Below are 17,179 nucleotides of genomic sequence, written 5' to 3'. Positions count from 1 at the left end.
CGTGAGGCGGTGCCCCAGCGGGTAGCCAGTGAGCGACGATCGGCAAAGGGGGACCAATGGAGCGCGGTAACGCCAAGCACAGCCCACGGGACGACGAGGCCCTCAAGCACGAGATGAGCGGCTACCTGCAGGGAAATCGGCCGAGCCGCGCCGAGGAATGGCGGGATCCGGAGCCGCCCGCCGACGACGACCCCGACGTGCCCACGGCGGGCCCGACGCAACGGTGACCTCGGCCGGCCGGCTCACCGACGCGTTCGCCGCGCGCTCAGCCCCTTTTCGAACTCGTTGACCACGAGGCGTGCGACGTCGGCGAGCTTGACGTTGGCGTCCTGGGACGCGCGGGTGAGCAGGGCGAATGCTTGCAGCCCGTCGAGGCTGTCCCGGTGCATGATGATGCCCTTGGCCTGACCGATCAGGTCACGGCTCTCGATGGCGGCCCGTGCGCCCTCCTCGGCGGCGGCCCCCACCATCGCGACCGCCGCGTGTTGGGCCAGGATCTCGCCGACGGCAACGGACTCGTCGGTGAACATGTGCGGTTGCGGCCCATACAGATTCAGCGTGCCCAGGGCGCCACGCTGAACGAACAGCCGGAACGCAAGGATGCACCGCACACCACTCTCGGTGGCCGCGGCGACGAAACGCGGCCACCGCGTTTCCTCGGCCAGGTCCGGGATGGCCACCGTGCGCCCGTCGGCCAGGGCGCTGATCGCGGGTCCTTCGCCGAGCTCGCTCTGCAGGCGGTCGAGCGCGCGGGCGACCTCGTCCGACGGCGCTTCCGACGCCACCGTCTTCCCACGGACCAGCGAGATGCCGGCCCAGCTGATGCCCGGCATGATGTGCACCCCGGCGCGGACGATGGTGCGCAGGAGGGCGCCGGAGTCCTCCTCGGCCTGCATCTGCAGGGCCAGCTCGCCAAGCAAGGCGGCGACGGCCGTCGAATCGCTCTCGACGGCGGCGCTTTCCCCGTTTCCGCCCCTCATACCGACCCTCCAACGTCAGGACGTTTTCCGCGTTTTTACCCCGTAGGCCGCGCGATAAATCCACCCCGCCACCGGTGCTCAACCCGCCGCCCTAAACGTCGAGGGCGAGGTCCTTACGGAAGCGGCGCATCCCGTCGATCTTGTCGGCCAGGGTGGCGTCCGGCCCGGCGTAGAACATCCAGGGCATGGTGATGATGCCCGTGATGCCGGCGTCCGCCGCGCGCCGGTAGTCGGCGGTGGTGAACGCGTCGGTGAGCGGCGTCAGGATCGTGAAACCGTCCATGCCCAGCCCATTTTCGGCCCGCAGCTCGCGCAGCCGTCCCACCGCCTCGATGGCGCGGTCGGTCTTGATCAGGTCGCCGATCCAGCCGTCGTTGCGCGCCGCGCGGCGCAGCGCGGCGTCGCTGAGCCCGCCGGCGTAAACCGGGATCGGCGGCGGTGTCGGTTGCATCTCCAGCCGCGGCGCGCGATAGAAGTCGCCGTCGAACTGCGTCCAGCCCGGTTCCCACAGCGCGCGCATCAGGTCGATGATCTCGTCGGTGCGCTTGCCGCGGGCGTCGAATCGCTCGCCCATCAAGGCGAATTCCTCGCGGCACCAGCCGACCCCGATGCCCAGCTCCACGCGTCCCGACGCCAGGACCGCTGCCGTGCCAATGGCTTTCGCGGCCGAGTAGGGATTGCGCATCGCGGGGATGTACACAGTGGTGACGAAGCGCAGCCGGGTGGTGACCTGCGCCAGCGCCCCGACCAGGACCCAGGGGTCCGGCCAGTCGGTGAAGGGCTGCCAACGCCGTTGCCCGTCTTTGGTATACGGGTACGGGGTCTCGAGGGTCTCCAGGTTGACGACGTGATCCGGGATCCCGATCCCGTCGTAGCCGAGTTCGTCGGCGGCCCTGGCGATCTCGATGATCTCGCGAGTGTTGAGGAATGCGCTGCTGACGTAGAACCTCATTGGGCGTTCCGCACCCACGACGGCTCGATGAAGACGCCGTCGGCCTCGACAGTCACTCCTGCGGCGTCCGAGATCGTCCCGCGGGCAAAGACTTTGACGCCCTCTTTGCCTTCGATCCAGGCCTCGGACCGAAGCGGGCCAAGCGGAGTGCCGCGCAGGTACTTCACGGTGATGGTTCCGGTGAACCGCGGCTTGGACAGCCCCTCGCTCGCGGCCTCGCCCAGCATGTGGTCGAGCACCAGCGCGCTCACCCCGCCGTGTACCAGCTTGGGCGGCCCCTCGTAGGCCGCCCCGAGAATGAACTCGCTCCAGCACCGGCCGCCGCCCTCGTGGTGGACGATGACGGGCGGGGCGATCGGATTGCCCAGTCCGATCGCGGCGTTTCCCAGCGTCAGCGGGCGCGCCCCATCGACGCGGTAGCTCACCCCGATCGGGCGGGTCCGTTGCCGCAACGACTCGGTGACCGCCTCGATCGCGGATCGCGCGCTGGCGACGACGTCGTCGTCGGCCTCCGTGCGGATGGTGGCGTCGATGAGTTCCCGGACGGCGTCGGCCAAAGGCGTATACCGGGCCGTGACCCTTTGCGCCTCCTCCGCGCTGAGCACCTCGAAAATGGCATCCAACGCGCCGGCCTCCTGACTCAACTTCCGAACACCTTCCGCACGACCGCTTTTGCGCGCCGCGTGACCCGCAGATAGTTGTCCAGGAACTCCCCGCCGTCGTCGGTCGGCCACCCCGCCGCGACCGCGACCGCGTTGAGTTGCCGCCCGGGTCCCGGCAGCTGGTCGGTCGGCTTGCCGCGGACCAGCACCAGCGCGTTGCGCGCGCGGGTCGCCGTCAGCCACGCCTGCCGGAGCAGCTCCACCTCGTCCTCCGGCACTAGGCCGGTCGCCGCGATCACGTCCAGCGACTCCAGCGTCGAGGTGTTGTGCAGGGCCGGGATCTCGTGCGCGTGACGCAGCTGGAGCAGCTGCACGGTCCACTCGATGTCGGCCAGTCCCCCGCGACCCAGCTTGGTGTGGGTGTTGGGGTCGGCGCCGCGCGGCAGCCGTTCGGACTCGACGCGGGCCTTCATGCGGCGGATCTCGTGGACCGCTTCGGCGGACACCCCGTCGGGCGGGTAGCGCGTCTGGTCGGCCATCAGCATGAACCGCTGTCCCAGGTCCGCGTCGCCCGCCACCGCGTGGGCCCGGAGCAGGGCCTGGACCTCCCACGGCTGCGCCCACTGCGCGTAGTAGTTGGCGTACGCGCCGAGCGTGCGGACCAGCGGACCGCTGCGCCCCTCCGGCCGCAGGTTGGCGTCGACCTCCAGCGGTGGGTCCACGCTGGGCGTGCCCAGCAGTGTTCGCACCTGCTCGGCCACCGATGTCGACCACCGAATCGCCCGCGACTCCTCCACCCCGTGCGCGGGCTCGCAGACGAACATCACGTCGGCGTCGGAGCCGTAGCCGAGCTCGGCGCCCCCCAGCCGTCCCATGCCGATCACGGCGATCGCCGCCGGCGCGGTCCCGTCGGCGGGCAGGTTGGCGCGGATCATCGCGTCGAGCGCCGCCTGCAGCACCGCCACCCACACCGACGTCAGCGCCCGGCACACCTCCCGGACTTCGAGGAACCCGAGCAGGTCCGCCGACCCGATGCGGGCCAGCTCCCGGCGGCGCAGCGCGCGCGCCGCGGCGATGGCCCGGACGGGATCGGGGTGCCGGGCCGCGGACGTCACGAGCCCGCGGGCCACGGCGTCGGGATCGGTTTCGAGCAGTTTCGGGCCGGACGCGCCGTCCGCGTAATCTCCGATGACGGTCGGGGCGCGCATCAGCAGGTCCGGCACGTACGCGGACGTCCCGAGCACGTGCATGAGCCGCCTCGCGACCGCCGGCTTGTCCCGCAGCGTCGACAGGTACCACCGCTCGCCGCCCAGCGCCTCGGACAGCCGCCGGTAGGACAGCAGCCCGGCGTCGGGGTCGGGCGCGTAGGACATCCAGTTGAGCAGCCGGGGTAGCAGCACCGCCTGCACGCGACCGCGCCGGCCGCTCTGGTTGACCAGGGCCGACATGTGTTTGAGCGCCGTCTGCGGCCCCTCGTAACCGAGCGCGGCCAGCTGCCGCTCGGCGGCCTCGGCGGTCATGCCGTGCGCGATCTCCAGGCCGGTGGGCCCGATCGACTCCAGCAGCGGCTGATAGAAGAGCTTGGTGTGCAGCTGCGACACCCGCACGTTCTGGTGGCGCAACTCTTCGCGCAGCACACCGGCCGCGTCGTGCCGGCCGTCGGGCCGGATGTGCGCCGCCCGGGCCAGCCAGCGCACGGCCTCGTCGTCGTCCACCTCCGGCAGCAGGTGGGTGCGCTTGAGCCGCTGCAGCTGCAGCCGGTGCTCGAGCAGCCGCAGGAACTCGTAGGAGGCCGTGAGGTTGGCCGCGTCCTCGCGGCCGATGTAGCCGCCCTGTCCCAGCGCCGCGAGCGCGTCGACCGTCGACGCCACGTGCAGCGAGTCGTCGCTGCGGCCGTGCACCAATTGCAGTAGCTGCACGGCGAATTCGACGTCGCGCAGGCCGCCGCTGCCGAGCTTGATCTCGCGGGCGCGGACGTCGGCCGGCACCAGCTGCTCGACGCGGCGGCGCATGGCCTGGACCTCGACGACGAAGTCGTCCCGCTCGCAGGCGACCCACACCATGGGCTGCAGCGCGGCCAGGTAACGCTCGCCGAGGTCCTTGTCGCCCACCGCCGCCCGCGCCTTGAGCAGCGCCTGGAATTCCCACGTCTTGGCCCAGCGCTGGTAGTAGGCGATGTGCGACTCGAGCGTGCGGACCAGCTCGCCGCTGCGGCCTTCGGGCCGCAGCCCGGCGTCGACCTCGAAGAACGCCGACGAGGCGACCCGCATCATCTCGCTGGCGACGCGGGTGCTGAGGGTGTCGGCGCGCTCGGAGACGAAGATGACGTCGACGTCGCTGACGTAATTCAGTTCGCGCGCACCGCATTTGCCCATCGCGATGACGGCCAGCCGCGGCGGCGTGCGGTCGCCGCAGACGCTGAGCTCGGCCACCCGCAGGGCGGCCGCCAACGCGGCGTCGGCCAGGTCCGAGAGCTGGGCGGCCACCACGGTGAACGGCAGGACCGGTTCGTCCTCGACGGTCGCGGCCAGGTCCAGGGCGGCGAGCACCAGCAGCTGGTCGCGGTAGAGGATCCGCAGGCGCGTCGCGGCCGAACCCGCCGCCTCGTCGGCGCACTGGGTGAACGTCTCCACCAGCTGGTCGCGCGACGGCAGTCGGACGTTGCCGCGCAGCAACTTCCACGACTGCGGGTTGGCCACCAGGTGATCGCCCAGGGCCAACGACGAGCCGAGCACGGCGAACAGCCGGCCTCGCAGCGGGCGTTCGACGAGCAGGGCGGCGTTCAGCTCGTCCCAGTCGCTGTCGGGGTTCTCCGACAGCCGCACCAGGGCCAGCAGCGCGGCGTCGGGATCCGGGGCGCGCGACAGCGACCACAGGCGGTCGACATAGGCGCGTTCGTCGCGGTCGTACCAGCCCAGGGCCGTCAGGCGGTCGCTCGCCGCCGGGTCGACCAACCCGAGTCGCCCGACGCTCGGCAGCCGGGGGCGCTGCGTCTCGGGTTTGGTCACGACCACGACGGTAGCGCAACGTTCCGGCCGTCCGGCCGACCGTCGCCCGGGGCGCGTTACAGCGACAGGTAGGTGCTCAGCTCGTACGGTGTGACGTGGCTGCGGTAGTTGGCCCACTCCGTGCGCTTGTTGCGCAGGAAGAAGTCAAAGACGTGCTCTCCCAACGTTTCCGCCACCAGCTCCGAGGCCTCCATGGCCTTCAGCGCGCTGTCGAGGCTCGTCGGCAGCTCGCGGTAGCCCATCGTGAGGCGCTCCTCGGGGGTGAGGTCCCACACGTTGTCCTCGGCCTGCGGCCCGAGCACGTAGCCCTTCTCTACGCCCCGCAGCCCCGCCGCGAGCAGGACGGCGAACGTCAGGTACGGGTTGCAGGCGGAGTCGGGGCTGCGCACCTCGATGCGCCGCGACGACGTCTTGTGCGGGGTGTACATCGGGACCCGCACCAGCGCGGACCGGTTGGCAGCCCCCCACGACGCGGCGGTGGGCGCCTCGCCCCCCTGCACCAGCCGCTTGTAGGAGTTGACCCACTGGTTGGTCACGGCGCTGATCTCGGAGGCGTGCTCGAGGATCCCCGCGATGAACGACTTGCCCACGTCCGACAGCTGCAGCGGGTCGTCGGCGCTGTGGAAGGCGTTGACGTCGCCTTCGAACAGGCTCATGTGCGTGTGCATGGCCGAACCGGGGTGCTCGGCGAACGGCTTGGGCATGAAGGACGCCCGCGCGCCGTTCTCGATCGCGACCTCCTTGATGACGTAGCGGAACGTCATCACGTTGTCGGCCATCGACAGCGCGTCGGCGAAGCGCAGGTCGATCTCCTGCTGGCCGGGCGCGCCCTCGTGGTGGCTGAATTCGACCGAGATGCCCATGAACTCGAGCGCCTCGATCGCATGCCGCCGGAAGTTCGACGCCGAGTCGTGCACCGCCTGGTCGAAGTAGCCGGCGGTGTCGACGGGGACGGGCCGTGAACCGTCGTCGGGGCCGGGCTTGAGGAGAAAGAACTCGATCTCGGGGTGCACGTAGCAGGAGAACCCGAGGTCGTTGGCCTTCTGCAGCTGACGGCGCAGCACGTGGCGGGGGTCCGCCCACGACGGCGAGCCGTCGGGCATCGTGATGTCGCAGAACATCCGCGCGGAGTGGTGGTGGCCCGAGGACGTTGCCCACGGCAGCACCTGGAACGTGGACGGGTCCGGGTTCGCCACGGTGTCGGATTCCGAGACCCGCGCGAAGCCCTCGATCGAGGAGCCGTCGAAGCCGATGCCCTCCTCGAAGGCGCCCTCCAGCTCGGCCGGGGCGATGGCGACGGACTTGAGGGTCCCGAGCACATCCGTGAACCACAGCCGGACGAAACGGATGTCCCGTTCCTCCAGCGTGCGGAGGACGAATTCCTTCTGGCGATCCATGACCCGACAGTATGCGGCCGGTGTTAATTCCGTGTTACTGATGCCCGCTCAGAACCGTTGCGCCGCCGTTCAGGAGAGGTACTGGGGGGTCGAGAAGATCGGCCCCCACACGCCATGGGCAACCGCATCGCCCACCAGTTGGAGATACAGCGCCGGCGGGATGTACTGACTGTTGGTCAAGATGAAGCCGCTGAACCCCGAGGGGTCGCTGACCACAAGCCATTCGTAACCGCCGGTCGACACTGGCGGGCCATGGTCGACGATCACGTAGTTCGGTGTCGGGGGGCCGAAGCTGAACGGCAGGCTGAAGAACGGGAAGCTGACGTTCAGCGCGGTGTTGATGTCGTTGAGGGGCACCGCCGTTCCGACGATCGTCGACAGGGGGCCGTGGTCGAAGAAGTAGTTCCCCGAATTCTGGACGCGGATCGTGCCGTCGGGGTTGAGCGAGTACACCGCCTTGGTGTTCACCAGGCCGAGCGAGAAGAACTGCTTGACGCTGCCCTGTTCGTAGTAGGTGCCGGCGAACTGCGCCGGGTCGATCGGCACGGACGAGGGCACCGGCCGCGGGCCGAAGAAGGGTGGGAGGTGCAGCGCGGCGGTGACGGCCTGCAACTGGCGGACGATCGCGTTCTCGGCGGCGGCGTACTGCTGGCCGGCGTTCGTCAGCGCCTGCGCGAACTGGTCCTGGAACGCGGCCGCCTTCGCGCCGAGCGCCGCGAAAAGCTGGCCGTGCCCGGAAAACACGTTGGCGATCGCGGCGGACACCTCGTCCGCGGCCGCGGCGACCACCGACGTGGTGGCCGGCGCCGCCGCGGCGTGGGCCTGGTCGAGCGCCGAGCCGATACCCGCTACGCCCTGGGCCGCGGCCGCCACCCCCTCGGGGGAAACATTCACAAAGGACACAAATCTCTCCGCTATCGTCGATCGGCCCCCTGTGCCGACCCAGGTTAGCGAAACCCGCGGGAACTGTCCGGCGTTTCAGGCACGGCACTGCAGCCCGACCGGCGGCACGGTCAGGTTGATGAAATAGCGCGCGACCGCCGTGTCGACGCACTGGTTTCCGTTGAACACGGCGGTGTGCTGGGTGCCGTCGTAGGTGATGAGCGGCGCGCCCAGTTCGCGGGCGAGGTCGACACCCGCCTGGTACGGCGTGGCCGGGTCGTGGGTGGTGGAGACGACGACGACCTTGCCGGGCGCCACGTGCGGCGCGGGGTGCGGCGCGGAGGTGGCGGGCACGGGCCACAGCCCGCACAGGTCGCGGGGGGCGTTGCCGGTGAACTGCCCGTAGCTCAGAAAGGGTGCCGCCTGGCGGATGCGCTGATCGGCGGAGACCCAGCTCGCCTGGTCGGTCGGCGCCGGCGCGTCCACGCACCGCACCGCATTGAACGCGTCCTGGTCGTTGCTGTAGTGCCCGGTCTTGTCGCGGCCTTCGTAGTCGTCGGCGAGCATGAGCAGGTCGCCGGCGTCGGTCCCGCGCGCAAGGCCGAGCAGCCCGCTGGTCAGGTACTTCCAGCGCTCGGGGGTGTACAGCGCGTTGATGGTGCCGGTGGTGGCGTCGGCGTAGCTCAGCCCGCGCGGGTCCGACGTCCGGCCGGGCTTGGCGACGAGCGGGTCCACCAGCGCGTGGTAGCGGTTGACGAACTGGGCGGGGTCGGTGCCCAGCGGGCAGCCCGGCGAGCGGGCGCAGTCGGCGGCATAGTCGTTGAAAGCCGTTTGGAATCCGGCCATTTGCTCGACGTTCTCGTCCACGGGCCCGACGGTGGGGTCGATCGCGCCGTCGAGCACCATCGCCCGCACGTGATCGCTGAACTTCTCCAGGTAGGCGCTGCCCAGTTCGGTGCCGTAGCTGTAGCCGAGGTAGTTGATCTGGTCGTCGCCGAGCGCCTGGCGCACCAGGTCCATGTCGCGCGCGACGGAGGCGGTGCCGGCGTTGGCCAGGAACCCGGTGCCCATGCGGTTGACGCATTGCTGGGCCAGCTGGCGGTAGAGCTGTTCGATGTGCGCCACGCCGGCCGGGCTGTAGTCGACCATGGGCTCGCGGCGGTAGGCGTCGAATTCGGCGTCGGTGCGGCAGCGCAACGCCGGCGTGGAATGACCGACCCCGCGGGGGTCGAAGCCAACGAGGTCGAAGCTGCGCCCGATGTCGGTGTTCGCCAGGTCCGACGCGAGCCCCGCGACCATGTCGACCGCGGATCCGCCGGGGCCGCCGGGGTTGACCAACAGCGATCCGATCCGCTTGCCGGTCGCCGGCACGCGGATGACGGCCAGCTTGGCTTGCGCGCCACCGGGATTGGCGTAGTCGACCGGCACGGACACGGTGGTGCAGCGCGCGTTGGCGGGCACGTCGCCCGAGCCGGCCAGCATCTGCGCGCAGCTGCCCCAGCTCGGCGTCGGCGCCGCGGCCTGGGCCGGCGTCGGACCGGGCGTCTGGCCCGCGCCGGGCTCGGGGGTGGCACCCGCCAACGGTGGTTGGCCGGCCACGGCGAGGCCGAGGGACAGCAGCGCCGAACTCAGCGGTTTCAGGCGCGACATGGCTGTAGATGTTTGCACCCCCGCGTGACCGTGGGCAGCGCGAAAGGGTAACGCCTTGGTCTCGTCTTGGCGCATGCCGGGCGTGTCGCCGAGCGTGAAGCCGTGGCGGGATTTCGGCCGAAAACTCGCCGTCAGTTCACGTTCGGCGAGCCGCGGTCAGCACTTGGCGCCGTTGGGCGGGGTGGCGCCGCCGACCAGGTACGCCGTCACGTAGTCGTCGACGCAGCTATCACCCTGGAACACCACCGTGTGCTGGGTCCCGTCGAAGGTGAGCAGCGACCCGCGCAGCTCGTTGGCCAGGTCGACGCCGGCCTTGTACGGGGTGGCCGGGTCGTGGGTGGTGGAGACCACCACCGTGGGCGCCAGGCCGGGCGCGGAGATGGTGTGCGGCTTGCTGGTGGGCGGCACCGGCCAGAACGCGCAGGTGCCCAGCGGCGCGTCGCCGGTGAACTGCCCGTAGCTCATGAACGGGGCGATCTCCCGGGACCGGCGGTCTTCGTCAATCACCTTGTCGCGGTCGGTGATCGGCGGCTGGTCGACGCAGTTGATGGCCACCCGCGCGTCGGTCGCGTTGCTGTAGTGGCCGTGCGCGTCGCGGCGCATGTACATGTCGGCGAGCGCCAGCATGGTGTCGCCGTGGTGGTCGACCAGCTCGGACAGGCCGTCCGTCAGGTGGTGCCACAGCGTCGGCGAGTACAGCGCCATGATCGTGCCCACGATGGCGTCGGCGTAGCTCAGCCCGCGGGGGTCGTTCGTCTTGGCGGGCCGGCCGACCATCGGGTTGTTCGGGTCGACCAACGGGTCGACGAGGCTGTGGTAGACGTCGACGGCCTTGGTCGGGTCGGTGCCCAGCGGGCAGGTCGGCTGCTTGGCGCAGTCGGCGGCGTAGTTGTTGAACGCATCCTGAAAGCCCTTGGCCTGGCGCAGATCGGCCTCGATCGGGTCGGCGTTGGGGTCGACGGCGCCGTCGAGGATCATCGCGCGCACCTTCGTCGGATAGGCCTCCGCGTAGGCCGAGCCGATCCGGGTGCCGTACGAGTAGCCGAGGTAGGTCAGCTTCTCGTCGCCCAGCGCGGCGCGGATCGCGTCCAGGTCGCGGGCGACGTTGACGGTTCCGACGTTGGCCAGGAAGCTCTTGCCCATCTTGTCGACGCAGCGGCCGACGAACTGCTTGGTCTCGTCCTCCATGTGCGCCACGCCGGCCGGGCTGTAGTCGACATTGGGCTCGGTGCGCAGCCGGTCGTTGTCGGCGTCGGAGTTGCACCAGATTGCCGGTCGCGAGTTGCCGACGCCGCGGGGGTCGAAGCCCACCAGGTCGAAGCGTTCCCGCACCCGCTTGGGCAGCGTCTGCACGACGCCCAGGGCCGCGTCGATGCCGGACTCACCAGGGCCGCCCGGGTTGATCACCAGCGAGCCCAGCTTGTCCCCCGTCGCCGGGAAGCGGATCAAAGCCAGCGTGGCCACATTGGCGGGGTCGTCGGCGTGGTCGTAGTCGACCGGCACGGCGAGCTTGCCGCACATGGCGCCGCTGGGGATCTTGGCCTTCGGGTTCGAGGAGCGGCACGGCGTCCACTCGACCGGCTGGCCGAGCTTCGGCTCCGACATCACCGCCCGCCCGGCGACGACGTGCAGGCAGCCCGCGACCACCGTCGCCACGGCGGCGATGGTGGTCGAGATCAGCAGCGTCCGCGCGACCTTGTCGCGGCGAGTCGGGCCCATGCCCACCTATGCTGCCAGAGCCATCCTGAGATTCTGATGAGCGGTTCGACCGGCGGCTATCCGGCCGCCCGCGAGCCGCATGGTGTGTCTCACACCACCGCGCCGGTGCGTCAGCGCGGCAGGGGCGGCTAGACTGGCGTGGTCAGACGAACCCGGGGACCCGGCAAGGGCCACGAGGATCGACCCGACCACTTATCCGAGGACAATGATGTCTGAGCAGAACGTCTATGGTGCCGACTCGCCCGCGCAGCCGCGCACGAAGATCCGCACCTACCACCTGCAGAAGATGAAGGCCGAGGGCCACAAGTGGGCCATGCTCACGGCCTACGACTACTCGACCGCCCGGATCTTCGACGACGCCGGCATCCCGGTGCTGCTGGTGGGCGATTCGGCGGCCAACGTCGTCTACGGCTACGACACCACGGTGCCGGTGTCGGTCGACGAGTTGATCCCGCTGGTGCGCGGCGTGGTCCGGGGGGCCGGCCACGCCCTCGTGGTCGCCGACCTGCCGTTCGGCAGCTACGAGGCGGGGCCTGCCGCCGCGCTGGCCACCGCCACCCGGTTCCTCAAGGAGGGCGGCGCCCACGCCGTCAAGCTCGAGGGCGGCGAGCGCGTCGCCGAGCAGATCGCCTGCCTCACCGCCGCGGGCATCCCGGTGATGGCGCACATCGGCTTCACACCGCAGAGCGTCAACGGCCTCGGCGGCTTCCGGGTGCAGGGCCGCGGCGACGCCGCCGAGCAGACCATCGCCGATGCGATCGCCGTCGCCGAAGCCGGCGCGTTCTCCGTCGTGATGGAGATGGTGCCGGCGGAACTGGCCACCCAGATCACCGGCAAGCTGACCATCCCCACGATCGGCATCGGGGCCGGCCCCAACTGCGACGCCCAGGTGCTCGTCTGGCAGGACATGGCCGGCATGAGCGGCGGCAAGGCGGCCCGGTTCGTCAAGCGGTTCGCCGACGTCGGCGCGGAGCTGCGCCGGGCGGCCTCCCAATACGCGCAAGAGGTTGCCGAAGGCGTCTTCCCCGCCGACGAGCACAGCTTCTGAAAACTCACCGCCATTCCCCAAACCTGTTGTCTGACAGTGGTGTACAGTCGATGCCGTAACCGATCTCTTCGAGAGCAAGGTGAAACATCGACCGGGGGAATCGCGGTGCGTTGGTGCACCGCCGAACGGTATTGAAGTCGCCGCTGCTGCTGGCAGGAGGCACGGTCCTGGCCCGAGCTCCACGCGCCGCCGCGCAACCGCCCCGCAACTCGCCGCAATCGAGCCGGTGGTCTCCCGAGCGCGCCAACACGTGGTATCAGGCGCAGGGCTGGCTCGTCGGGGTCAACTACATCACGTCCAGCGCCGTCAACCAGCTGGAGATGTTCCAGCCTGAAACCTTCGACCCGCGCCGCATCGACACGGAGCTGGACTGGGCCCGCGCCAACGGGTTCAACACCGTTCGGGTGTTCCTGCACGACCTGTTGTGGGCCGCGGACCACCGGGGTTTCCTCAGCCGCCTGTCGCAGTTCGTCGACATCGCGGCCCGCCATGGCATCAAGCCGCTGTTCGTGCTCTTCGACTCCTGCTGGGACCCGTTCCCCCAATCGGGCCCGCAGCGCCCGCCGCGGCCCGGGGTGCACAACTCCGCCTGGGTGCAGGGCCCGGGCGCCCAGCGCATCGACGACGCCGCCTACGCGCAGACGCTGCGCGGCTACGTCACCGGCGTGCTGACCCAATTCCGCAGTGACGACCGCGTTTTGGGCTGGGATCTGTGGAACGAGCCCGACAACCCGTCGCGCTACTACCGCGCGGCGGAGCGGCCGGACAAGCTGGACAGGGTGGCCGACCTGCTCCCCCAGGTGTTCGGCTGGGCGCGGGCGGTGGGCCCGAGCCAACCGTTGACGAGCGCCGTGTGGGACGGGGAATGGGCCGACCCGGCGCGCCGCAGCGTGATCGCCGGCATCCAGCTCGACAACTCCGACATCCTGACGTTCCACTCCTATGGCCATCCCGCCGAGTTCGAGGCCCGCATCGCCGAGCTCGCGCCGCAGGGCCGCCCCGTCGTGTGCACCGAGTACATGGCCCGGCCGTTGGGCAGCACCGTCCAGGGCATCCTCCCAATTGCCAAGCGCTACAACGTCGGTGCGTTCAATTGGGGGCTGGTCGCCGGCAAGACGCAAACCTACTTCCCATGGGATTCCTGGGAGCACCCGTTCACTGGGATGCCCGACCTCTGGTTCCACGACCTATTGGGGCCGGACGGCCGGCCGTTCCGGGACGCCGAGCTGGAAACCATCCGCCAGCTGAGTGGGCTGGCGATGCATCTGCACGAGGGTCCGCCACCGCCGGCGCCGCCGCCCTAGCCGGCCCCCGATCGCCCTCCGGCGCGCGACCTCCGGTGTGGCAGGCTATGGGTGCCAGTCCCGCGCCCGGGGGCGCCCTCGACGAAAGCGACCATGCCTGCCAAAGCGCCGAAGACCTCCCGCCACCTCGAGGTGGAACGGAAGTTCGACGTCGTCGACTCCACCGTGTCACCGTCGTTCGACGGCATCGCCGCCGTGGCCCGCGTGGAGACGTCGCCGACGCAGTCGCTGGACGCGACCTACTTCGACACGCCGGCACAGGACCTGGCCCGCAACAAGATCACCCTGCGGCGCCGCACGGGCGGCCACGACGCCGGCTGGCACCTGAAGTTGCCCGGCGGCCCCGACGCCCGCACCGAGATTCACGCGCCGCTGACCCCCGCCGGGGACGACGCCGTGCCCGTGGAACTTCGCGACGTCGTGCTCGCGGTCGTCCGCGACCGCCCCCTCGGCCCGGTCGCGCGCATCACCACCCGGCGCGAAAGCCAGGTGCTCTACCGCGCCGACGGCACACCGCTGGCGGAGTTCAGCAACGACCACGTCACGGCGTGGTCGGCCGCCGGGGCCGATGACGACTCCCCTCCCGCCGAACAGGAGTGGCGCGAATGGGAACTCGAGCTTTCCGAGGACGCCGCGCGCAACGGCGTATCGAACACCGACCTGCTCAACCGGCTGGCCAACCGGCTGCTCGACGCCGGTGCCGCGCCCGCCGGCCATGCCTCGAAGCTGGCGCGGGTGCTGGGCACAACGTCGCAGCCCGCCGGCCCGCCGCAGGCCGAGGAGCCGCTTCAGCGCGCGCTGACCGAGCACATCGGTGAGCTGCTGGTGTGGGACCGGGCCGTGCGCGCCGACGCCCCCGATTCCATCCACCAGATGCGGGTGACCACCCGCAAGATCCGCAGCCTGCTGCGCGACTACGACGAGTCGTTCGGGCTGGGCGACGCCGCCTGGGTCCTCGACGAGCTGCGCGAGCTCGCCGGCATCCTCGGCGTCGCTCGCGACGCGGAGGTGCTCGCCGAGCGCTACGACCGCGAATTGGGGCGCCTGGCACCGGAATTGGTGCGGGGGCCCGTGCGCGAGCGCCTCGTCGAGGGCGCGCTGCGCCGGTACGAGACGGGCTGGCGCCGGTCGCTGATCGCGATGCGCTCCCAGCGCTACTTCCGGCTGCTCGACGCGCTCGACGCGATCGTCTCGCAGAGCCCCGCCGAGGTCGCCGGCGAGGAGCGGGCGCCGGTCACCATCGACGCGGCCTACAAGAAGGTCCGCAAGGCCGCGAAGGCCGCTCCCGCCGCGGCCGGCGTCGAACTGGAGGGCCCGTCCGCCGAACACGACCGCAACGAGGCGATACACCGAATCCGCAAGCGCGCCAAGCGGCTTCGCTTCACCGCGGCGGCCACCGGCGCCAGTCAGGTGTCCGACCGGGCGAAGGCCATTCAGTCGCTGCTCGGCGATCACCAGGACAGCGTGGTCAGCCGCGAACACCTGAGCCACGAGGCCGAGGCCGCGCACGCCGCGGGCGAGGACACCTTCACCTACGGCCTGCTCTACCAGCAGGAGGAGGATCTGGCCGACCGGTGTCGCGAACAGCTCGACGACGCGCTGCGCGAGCTCGCCAAGTCGGTGCGCAAAGCCGGGCACTGACCAGCCGCGGCGCCCCGAATAGGGGCGGACGAGTTGGCCTGTAAGCCGGATTCTGTTCCCCACCGCCGCGGCTTGAGCAACGGCGGCGGGGCGGCGACCATCCATCTGGACACACCGTCACCGGGTGCCTCGAGCGGCCTACCCGCAGGCTCGGGCGAGCAACCCTCGGACGCCTGCGCGGCCGCACCTTTCGGTGCGGCCTTCTTGGCCTTGCTTCGGGTGGGGTTTGCCTAGCCACGCCGGTCACCCGGCGTGCTGGTGCGCTCTTACCGCACCGTTTCACCCTTACCACCGCGAGGGTGGCGGTTTGCTTTCTGTGGCACTGTCCCGCGAGTCACCTCGGATTGCCGTTAGCAATCACCCTGCTCTGTGAAGTCCGGACTTTCCTCGAACCGCCTCGCGACGGTCCGCGGCCGCCCGGCCAACTCGTCCGCGCCGATACACGGTACCCGCCCAGGAAGTCGCTGACCAGCGCTGCGTGGCCTATTGATGAGCACACCGCTTAGTGTCAGGCTGACCGCATGACAGATACCGAAGGGTTCGTCGACCAGGCGGTGACGGGTCTCGCGGAGCCGCAGCCGATGTACAAGGCGTTGCGCGAGACGACCCCGGTGTTCCGGGCGCCGCAGGCGGTGGTGCTCAGCCGCCTCTCCGACATCGAGATGGCGCTCAAGCGCACCGACGTCTTCTCGTCGAACATGGACGCGGTCGACCTGGGCAACATCCGGCCGATGATCCCGCTGCAAGTCGACCCGCCGGAGCACGCCAAGTACCGCCGGATCCTGGACCCGCTGTTCACCCCGCGCGAGATGGCCCGGCGTGAACCCCAGGTCGCCGCGCTCGTCAACGAGATGATCGACCGGTTCGCGGACCGCGGCGAATGCGACTTCCACGAGGAGTTCGCCGTCCCGCTGCCCTGCACCGTCTTCCTGCAGCTGCTCGGGCTGCCGCTGGAGGACCTCGAGCAGTTCCTGGTGTGGAAGGACGGCATCATCCGCCCGGAGGGCGACTCCGGCTACGACCGCCGCCACGAGACCGGCGAGCCCACCGCCCTGCAGATCTACGACTACTTCGACCGCGCCATCGACGACCACATCGCCAGCCCGCGCGACGACGTGCTGTCGGCGATGATCGCCGCGCGGGTGGACGGCCAGCCGCTGTCGCGCGAGGAGCTGCTCGACATCTGCTTCCTGTTCCTCATCGCGGGGCTGGACACGGTGACCGACTCGCTGGACTGCTTCTTCGTCTACCTCGCACGGCATCCCGAGCACCGCCACCAACTCGTCGAAGAACCGGACGTCCTGCCGAGCGCCATCGAGGAGTTGTTGCGCTGGGAGACACCGGTGCCCGGGGTGGCGCGCGTCGCGATGCAGGACGTCGAGGTGGGCGGGTGCCCCATCAGCAAGGGCGAGCGCGTCAGCCCGTTGCTGGGCGCGGCCAACACCGACCCGGCCGAGTTCCCCGACCCCGACGTCGTGGACTTCCGCCGCACTCCCAACCGGCACCGCGCGTTCGGCGGCGGCCCGCACCGCTGCCTGGGATCGCACCTGGCGCGCATGGAGCTGCGGGTGGCGCTGCGCGAGTTCCACCGCCGCATCCCCAATTACGAGATCAAGCCGGGCACCCAGCTGACCTACACCGCCGCGCTGCGGTCGGTGGAGTCGCTGCCGCTGGTCTTCCCGGTCTCGTGATTCGCGTCTCGGTTGATCCCGACCGGTGCACCGGTCACGGGCGTTGCTACACGCTGGCGCCCGAGGTCTTCGACGCCGATGAGGTCGGTCACTGCGTCGTGCTGACCGAGGACGTCTCGGGGGACCTCGAGCTGCAGGCCGTGACCGGGGAACAGAACTGCCCGGAGGGCGCGATCACGATCTCGCGCTGAAGCGCCGCAGTAGGCGCGACCAATCGGTTTGTGCCACAGCCAAACTCGAATACGGCATGCTCGCAGCGAGTCGATCACTTCCGAAGTGATATCGGCGGCGCCATCGCATTCTGA

14 protein-coding genes and 1 other RNA gene are annotated in these 17,179 nt (G+C 70.3%); 6 read left to right on the top strand and 9 right to left on the bottom strand.

The features are described 5' to 3' along the window. The first annotated feature begins 56 nt into the window (after window positions 1-56). On the top strand, window positions 57-227 hold the full coding sequence (locus GPY60_RS26545) for a hypothetical protein (RefSeq protein ID WP_197283549.1): 171 nt from the start codon (window positions 57-59) through the stop codon (window positions 225-227). Window positions 228-242: 15 nt separating this feature from the next. Here GPY60_RS26545 and GPY60_RS05685 read toward each other — a convergent pair whose 3' ends face one another. The 8 genes from GPY60_RS05685 to GPY60_RS05650 all read right to left on the bottom strand — a co-directional run bounded on the left by GPY60_RS05685 (window position 243) and on the right by GPY60_RS05650 (window position 11,196). Further along, window positions 243-980, bottom strand: a complete 738-nt coding sequence (locus tag GPY60_RS05685) for a GAF and ANTAR domain-containing protein (protein WP_156686656.1) — start codon at window positions 978-980, stop codon at window positions 243-245. Window positions 981-1,071: 91 nt separating this feature from the next. After that, the gene (locus GPY60_RS05680; RefSeq protein ID WP_156686655.1) at window positions 1,072-1,932 is read right to left on the bottom strand and encodes a TIGR03619 family F420-dependent LLM class oxidoreductase; all 861 of its coding nucleotides are present in this window, start codon (window positions 1,930-1,932) and stop codon (window positions 1,072-1,074) included. Beyond that, a complete protein-coding gene (locus GPY60_RS05675; protein WP_156686654.1) occupies window positions 1,929-2,576 on the bottom strand; it encodes a PaaI family thioesterase in 648 nt (215 codons plus the stop codon). Before GPY60_RS05675 ends, GPY60_RS05680 begins: the two co-directional genes overlap by 4 nt. Beyond that, window positions 2,573-5,548 carry a bifunctional [glutamine synthetase] adenylyltransferase/[glutamine synthetase]-adenylyl-L-tyrosine phosphorylase gene (locus GPY60_RS05670; protein WP_156686653.1) on the bottom strand — a complete coding sequence of 992 codons (2,976 nt, stop codon included), beginning with the start codon at window positions 5,546-5,548 and terminating at the stop codon, window positions 2,573-2,575. The genes GPY60_RS05675 and GPY60_RS05670 overlap by 4 nt, the downstream gene beginning before the upstream one ends. A 50-nt stretch (window positions 5,549-5,598) precedes the next feature. Next, window positions 5,599-6,939, bottom strand: coding sequence for a type I glutamate--ammonia ligase (gene glnA, locus GPY60_RS05665; RefSeq protein ID WP_156686652.1), 1,341 nt, complete (start codon window positions 6,937-6,939; stop codon window positions 5,599-5,601). Between the two features lie 69 nt (window positions 6,940-7,008). Then, entirely contained in the window at window positions 7,009-7,842 is an 834-nt protein-coding gene (locus GPY60_RS27505) for a PE domain-containing protein (protein WP_304610690.1), read from the bottom strand. 75 nt (window positions 7,843-7,917) lie between these two features. Further along, window positions 7,918-9,471 (bottom strand): alpha/beta hydrolase, encoded by a 1,554-nt coding sequence (locus GPY60_RS05655; protein ID WP_156686651.1) that lies wholly within the window; start codon window positions 9,469-9,471, stop codon window positions 7,918-7,920. Between the two features lie 156 nt (window positions 9,472-9,627). After that, the gene (locus GPY60_RS05650; protein WP_156686650.1) at window positions 9,628-11,196 is read right to left on the bottom strand and encodes an alpha/beta hydrolase; all 1,569 of its coding nucleotides are present in this window, start codon (window positions 11,194-11,196) and stop codon (window positions 9,628-9,630) included. A gap of 202 nt (window positions 11,197-11,398) precedes the next feature. Between GPY60_RS05650 and panB the strand changes: the two genes are divergently transcribed. The 3 genes from panB to GPY60_RS05635 all read left to right on the top strand — a co-directional run bounded on the left by panB (window position 11,399) and on the right by GPY60_RS05635 (window position 15,183). Continuing rightward, window positions 11,399-12,238, top strand: coding sequence for a 3-methyl-2-oxobutanoate hydroxymethyltransferase (panB, locus tag GPY60_RS05645; RefSeq protein ID WP_156686649.1), 840 nt, complete (start codon window positions 11,399-11,401; stop codon window positions 12,236-12,238). A gap of 113 nt (window positions 12,239-12,351) precedes the next feature. Continuing rightward, on the top strand, window positions 12,352-13,542 hold the full coding sequence (locus tag GPY60_RS05640) for a cellulase family glycosylhydrolase (protein WP_156686648.1): 1,191 nt from the start codon (window positions 12,352-12,354) through the stop codon (window positions 13,540-13,542). Window positions 13,543-13,635: 93 nt separating this feature from the next. Continuing rightward, window positions 13,636-15,183, top strand: coding sequence for a CYTH and CHAD domain-containing protein (locus GPY60_RS05635; protein WP_156686647.1), 1,548 nt, complete (start codon window positions 13,636-13,638; stop codon window positions 15,181-15,183). Window positions 15,184-15,208: 25 nt separating this feature from the next. Here the strand turns inward: GPY60_RS05635 and rnpB are convergent. Beyond that, an RNA gene (gene rnpB / locus GPY60_RS05630) (RNase P RNA component class A) lies at window positions 15,209-15,612 on the bottom strand. A gap of 92 nt (window positions 15,613-15,704) precedes the next feature. Here rnpB and GPY60_RS05625 point away from each other — a divergent pair. Beyond that, window positions 15,705-16,874, top strand: coding sequence for a cytochrome P450 (locus GPY60_RS05625; protein WP_156686646.1), 1,170 nt, complete (start codon window positions 15,705-15,707; stop codon window positions 16,872-16,874). After that, on the top strand, window positions 16,871-17,065 hold the full coding sequence (locus GPY60_RS05620) for a ferredoxin (protein ID WP_156686645.1): 195 nt from the start codon (window positions 16,871-16,873) through the stop codon (window positions 17,063-17,065). Before GPY60_RS05625 ends, GPY60_RS05620 begins: the two co-directional genes overlap by 4 nt. Window positions 17,066-17,179: the final 114 nt, after the last annotated feature.

Origin of the sequence: Mycobacterium sp. Marseille-P9652 (genome assembly GCF_902652685.1) — a bacterium.
In the GTDB taxonomy this organism is placed as follows: Bacteria; Actinomycetota; Actinomycetes; order Mycobacteriales; family Mycobacteriaceae; genus Mycobacterium.
The sequence above is the reverse complement of the archived record's forward strand: the minus strand, read 5'-3'. Positions and strand labels throughout refer to the sequence as shown.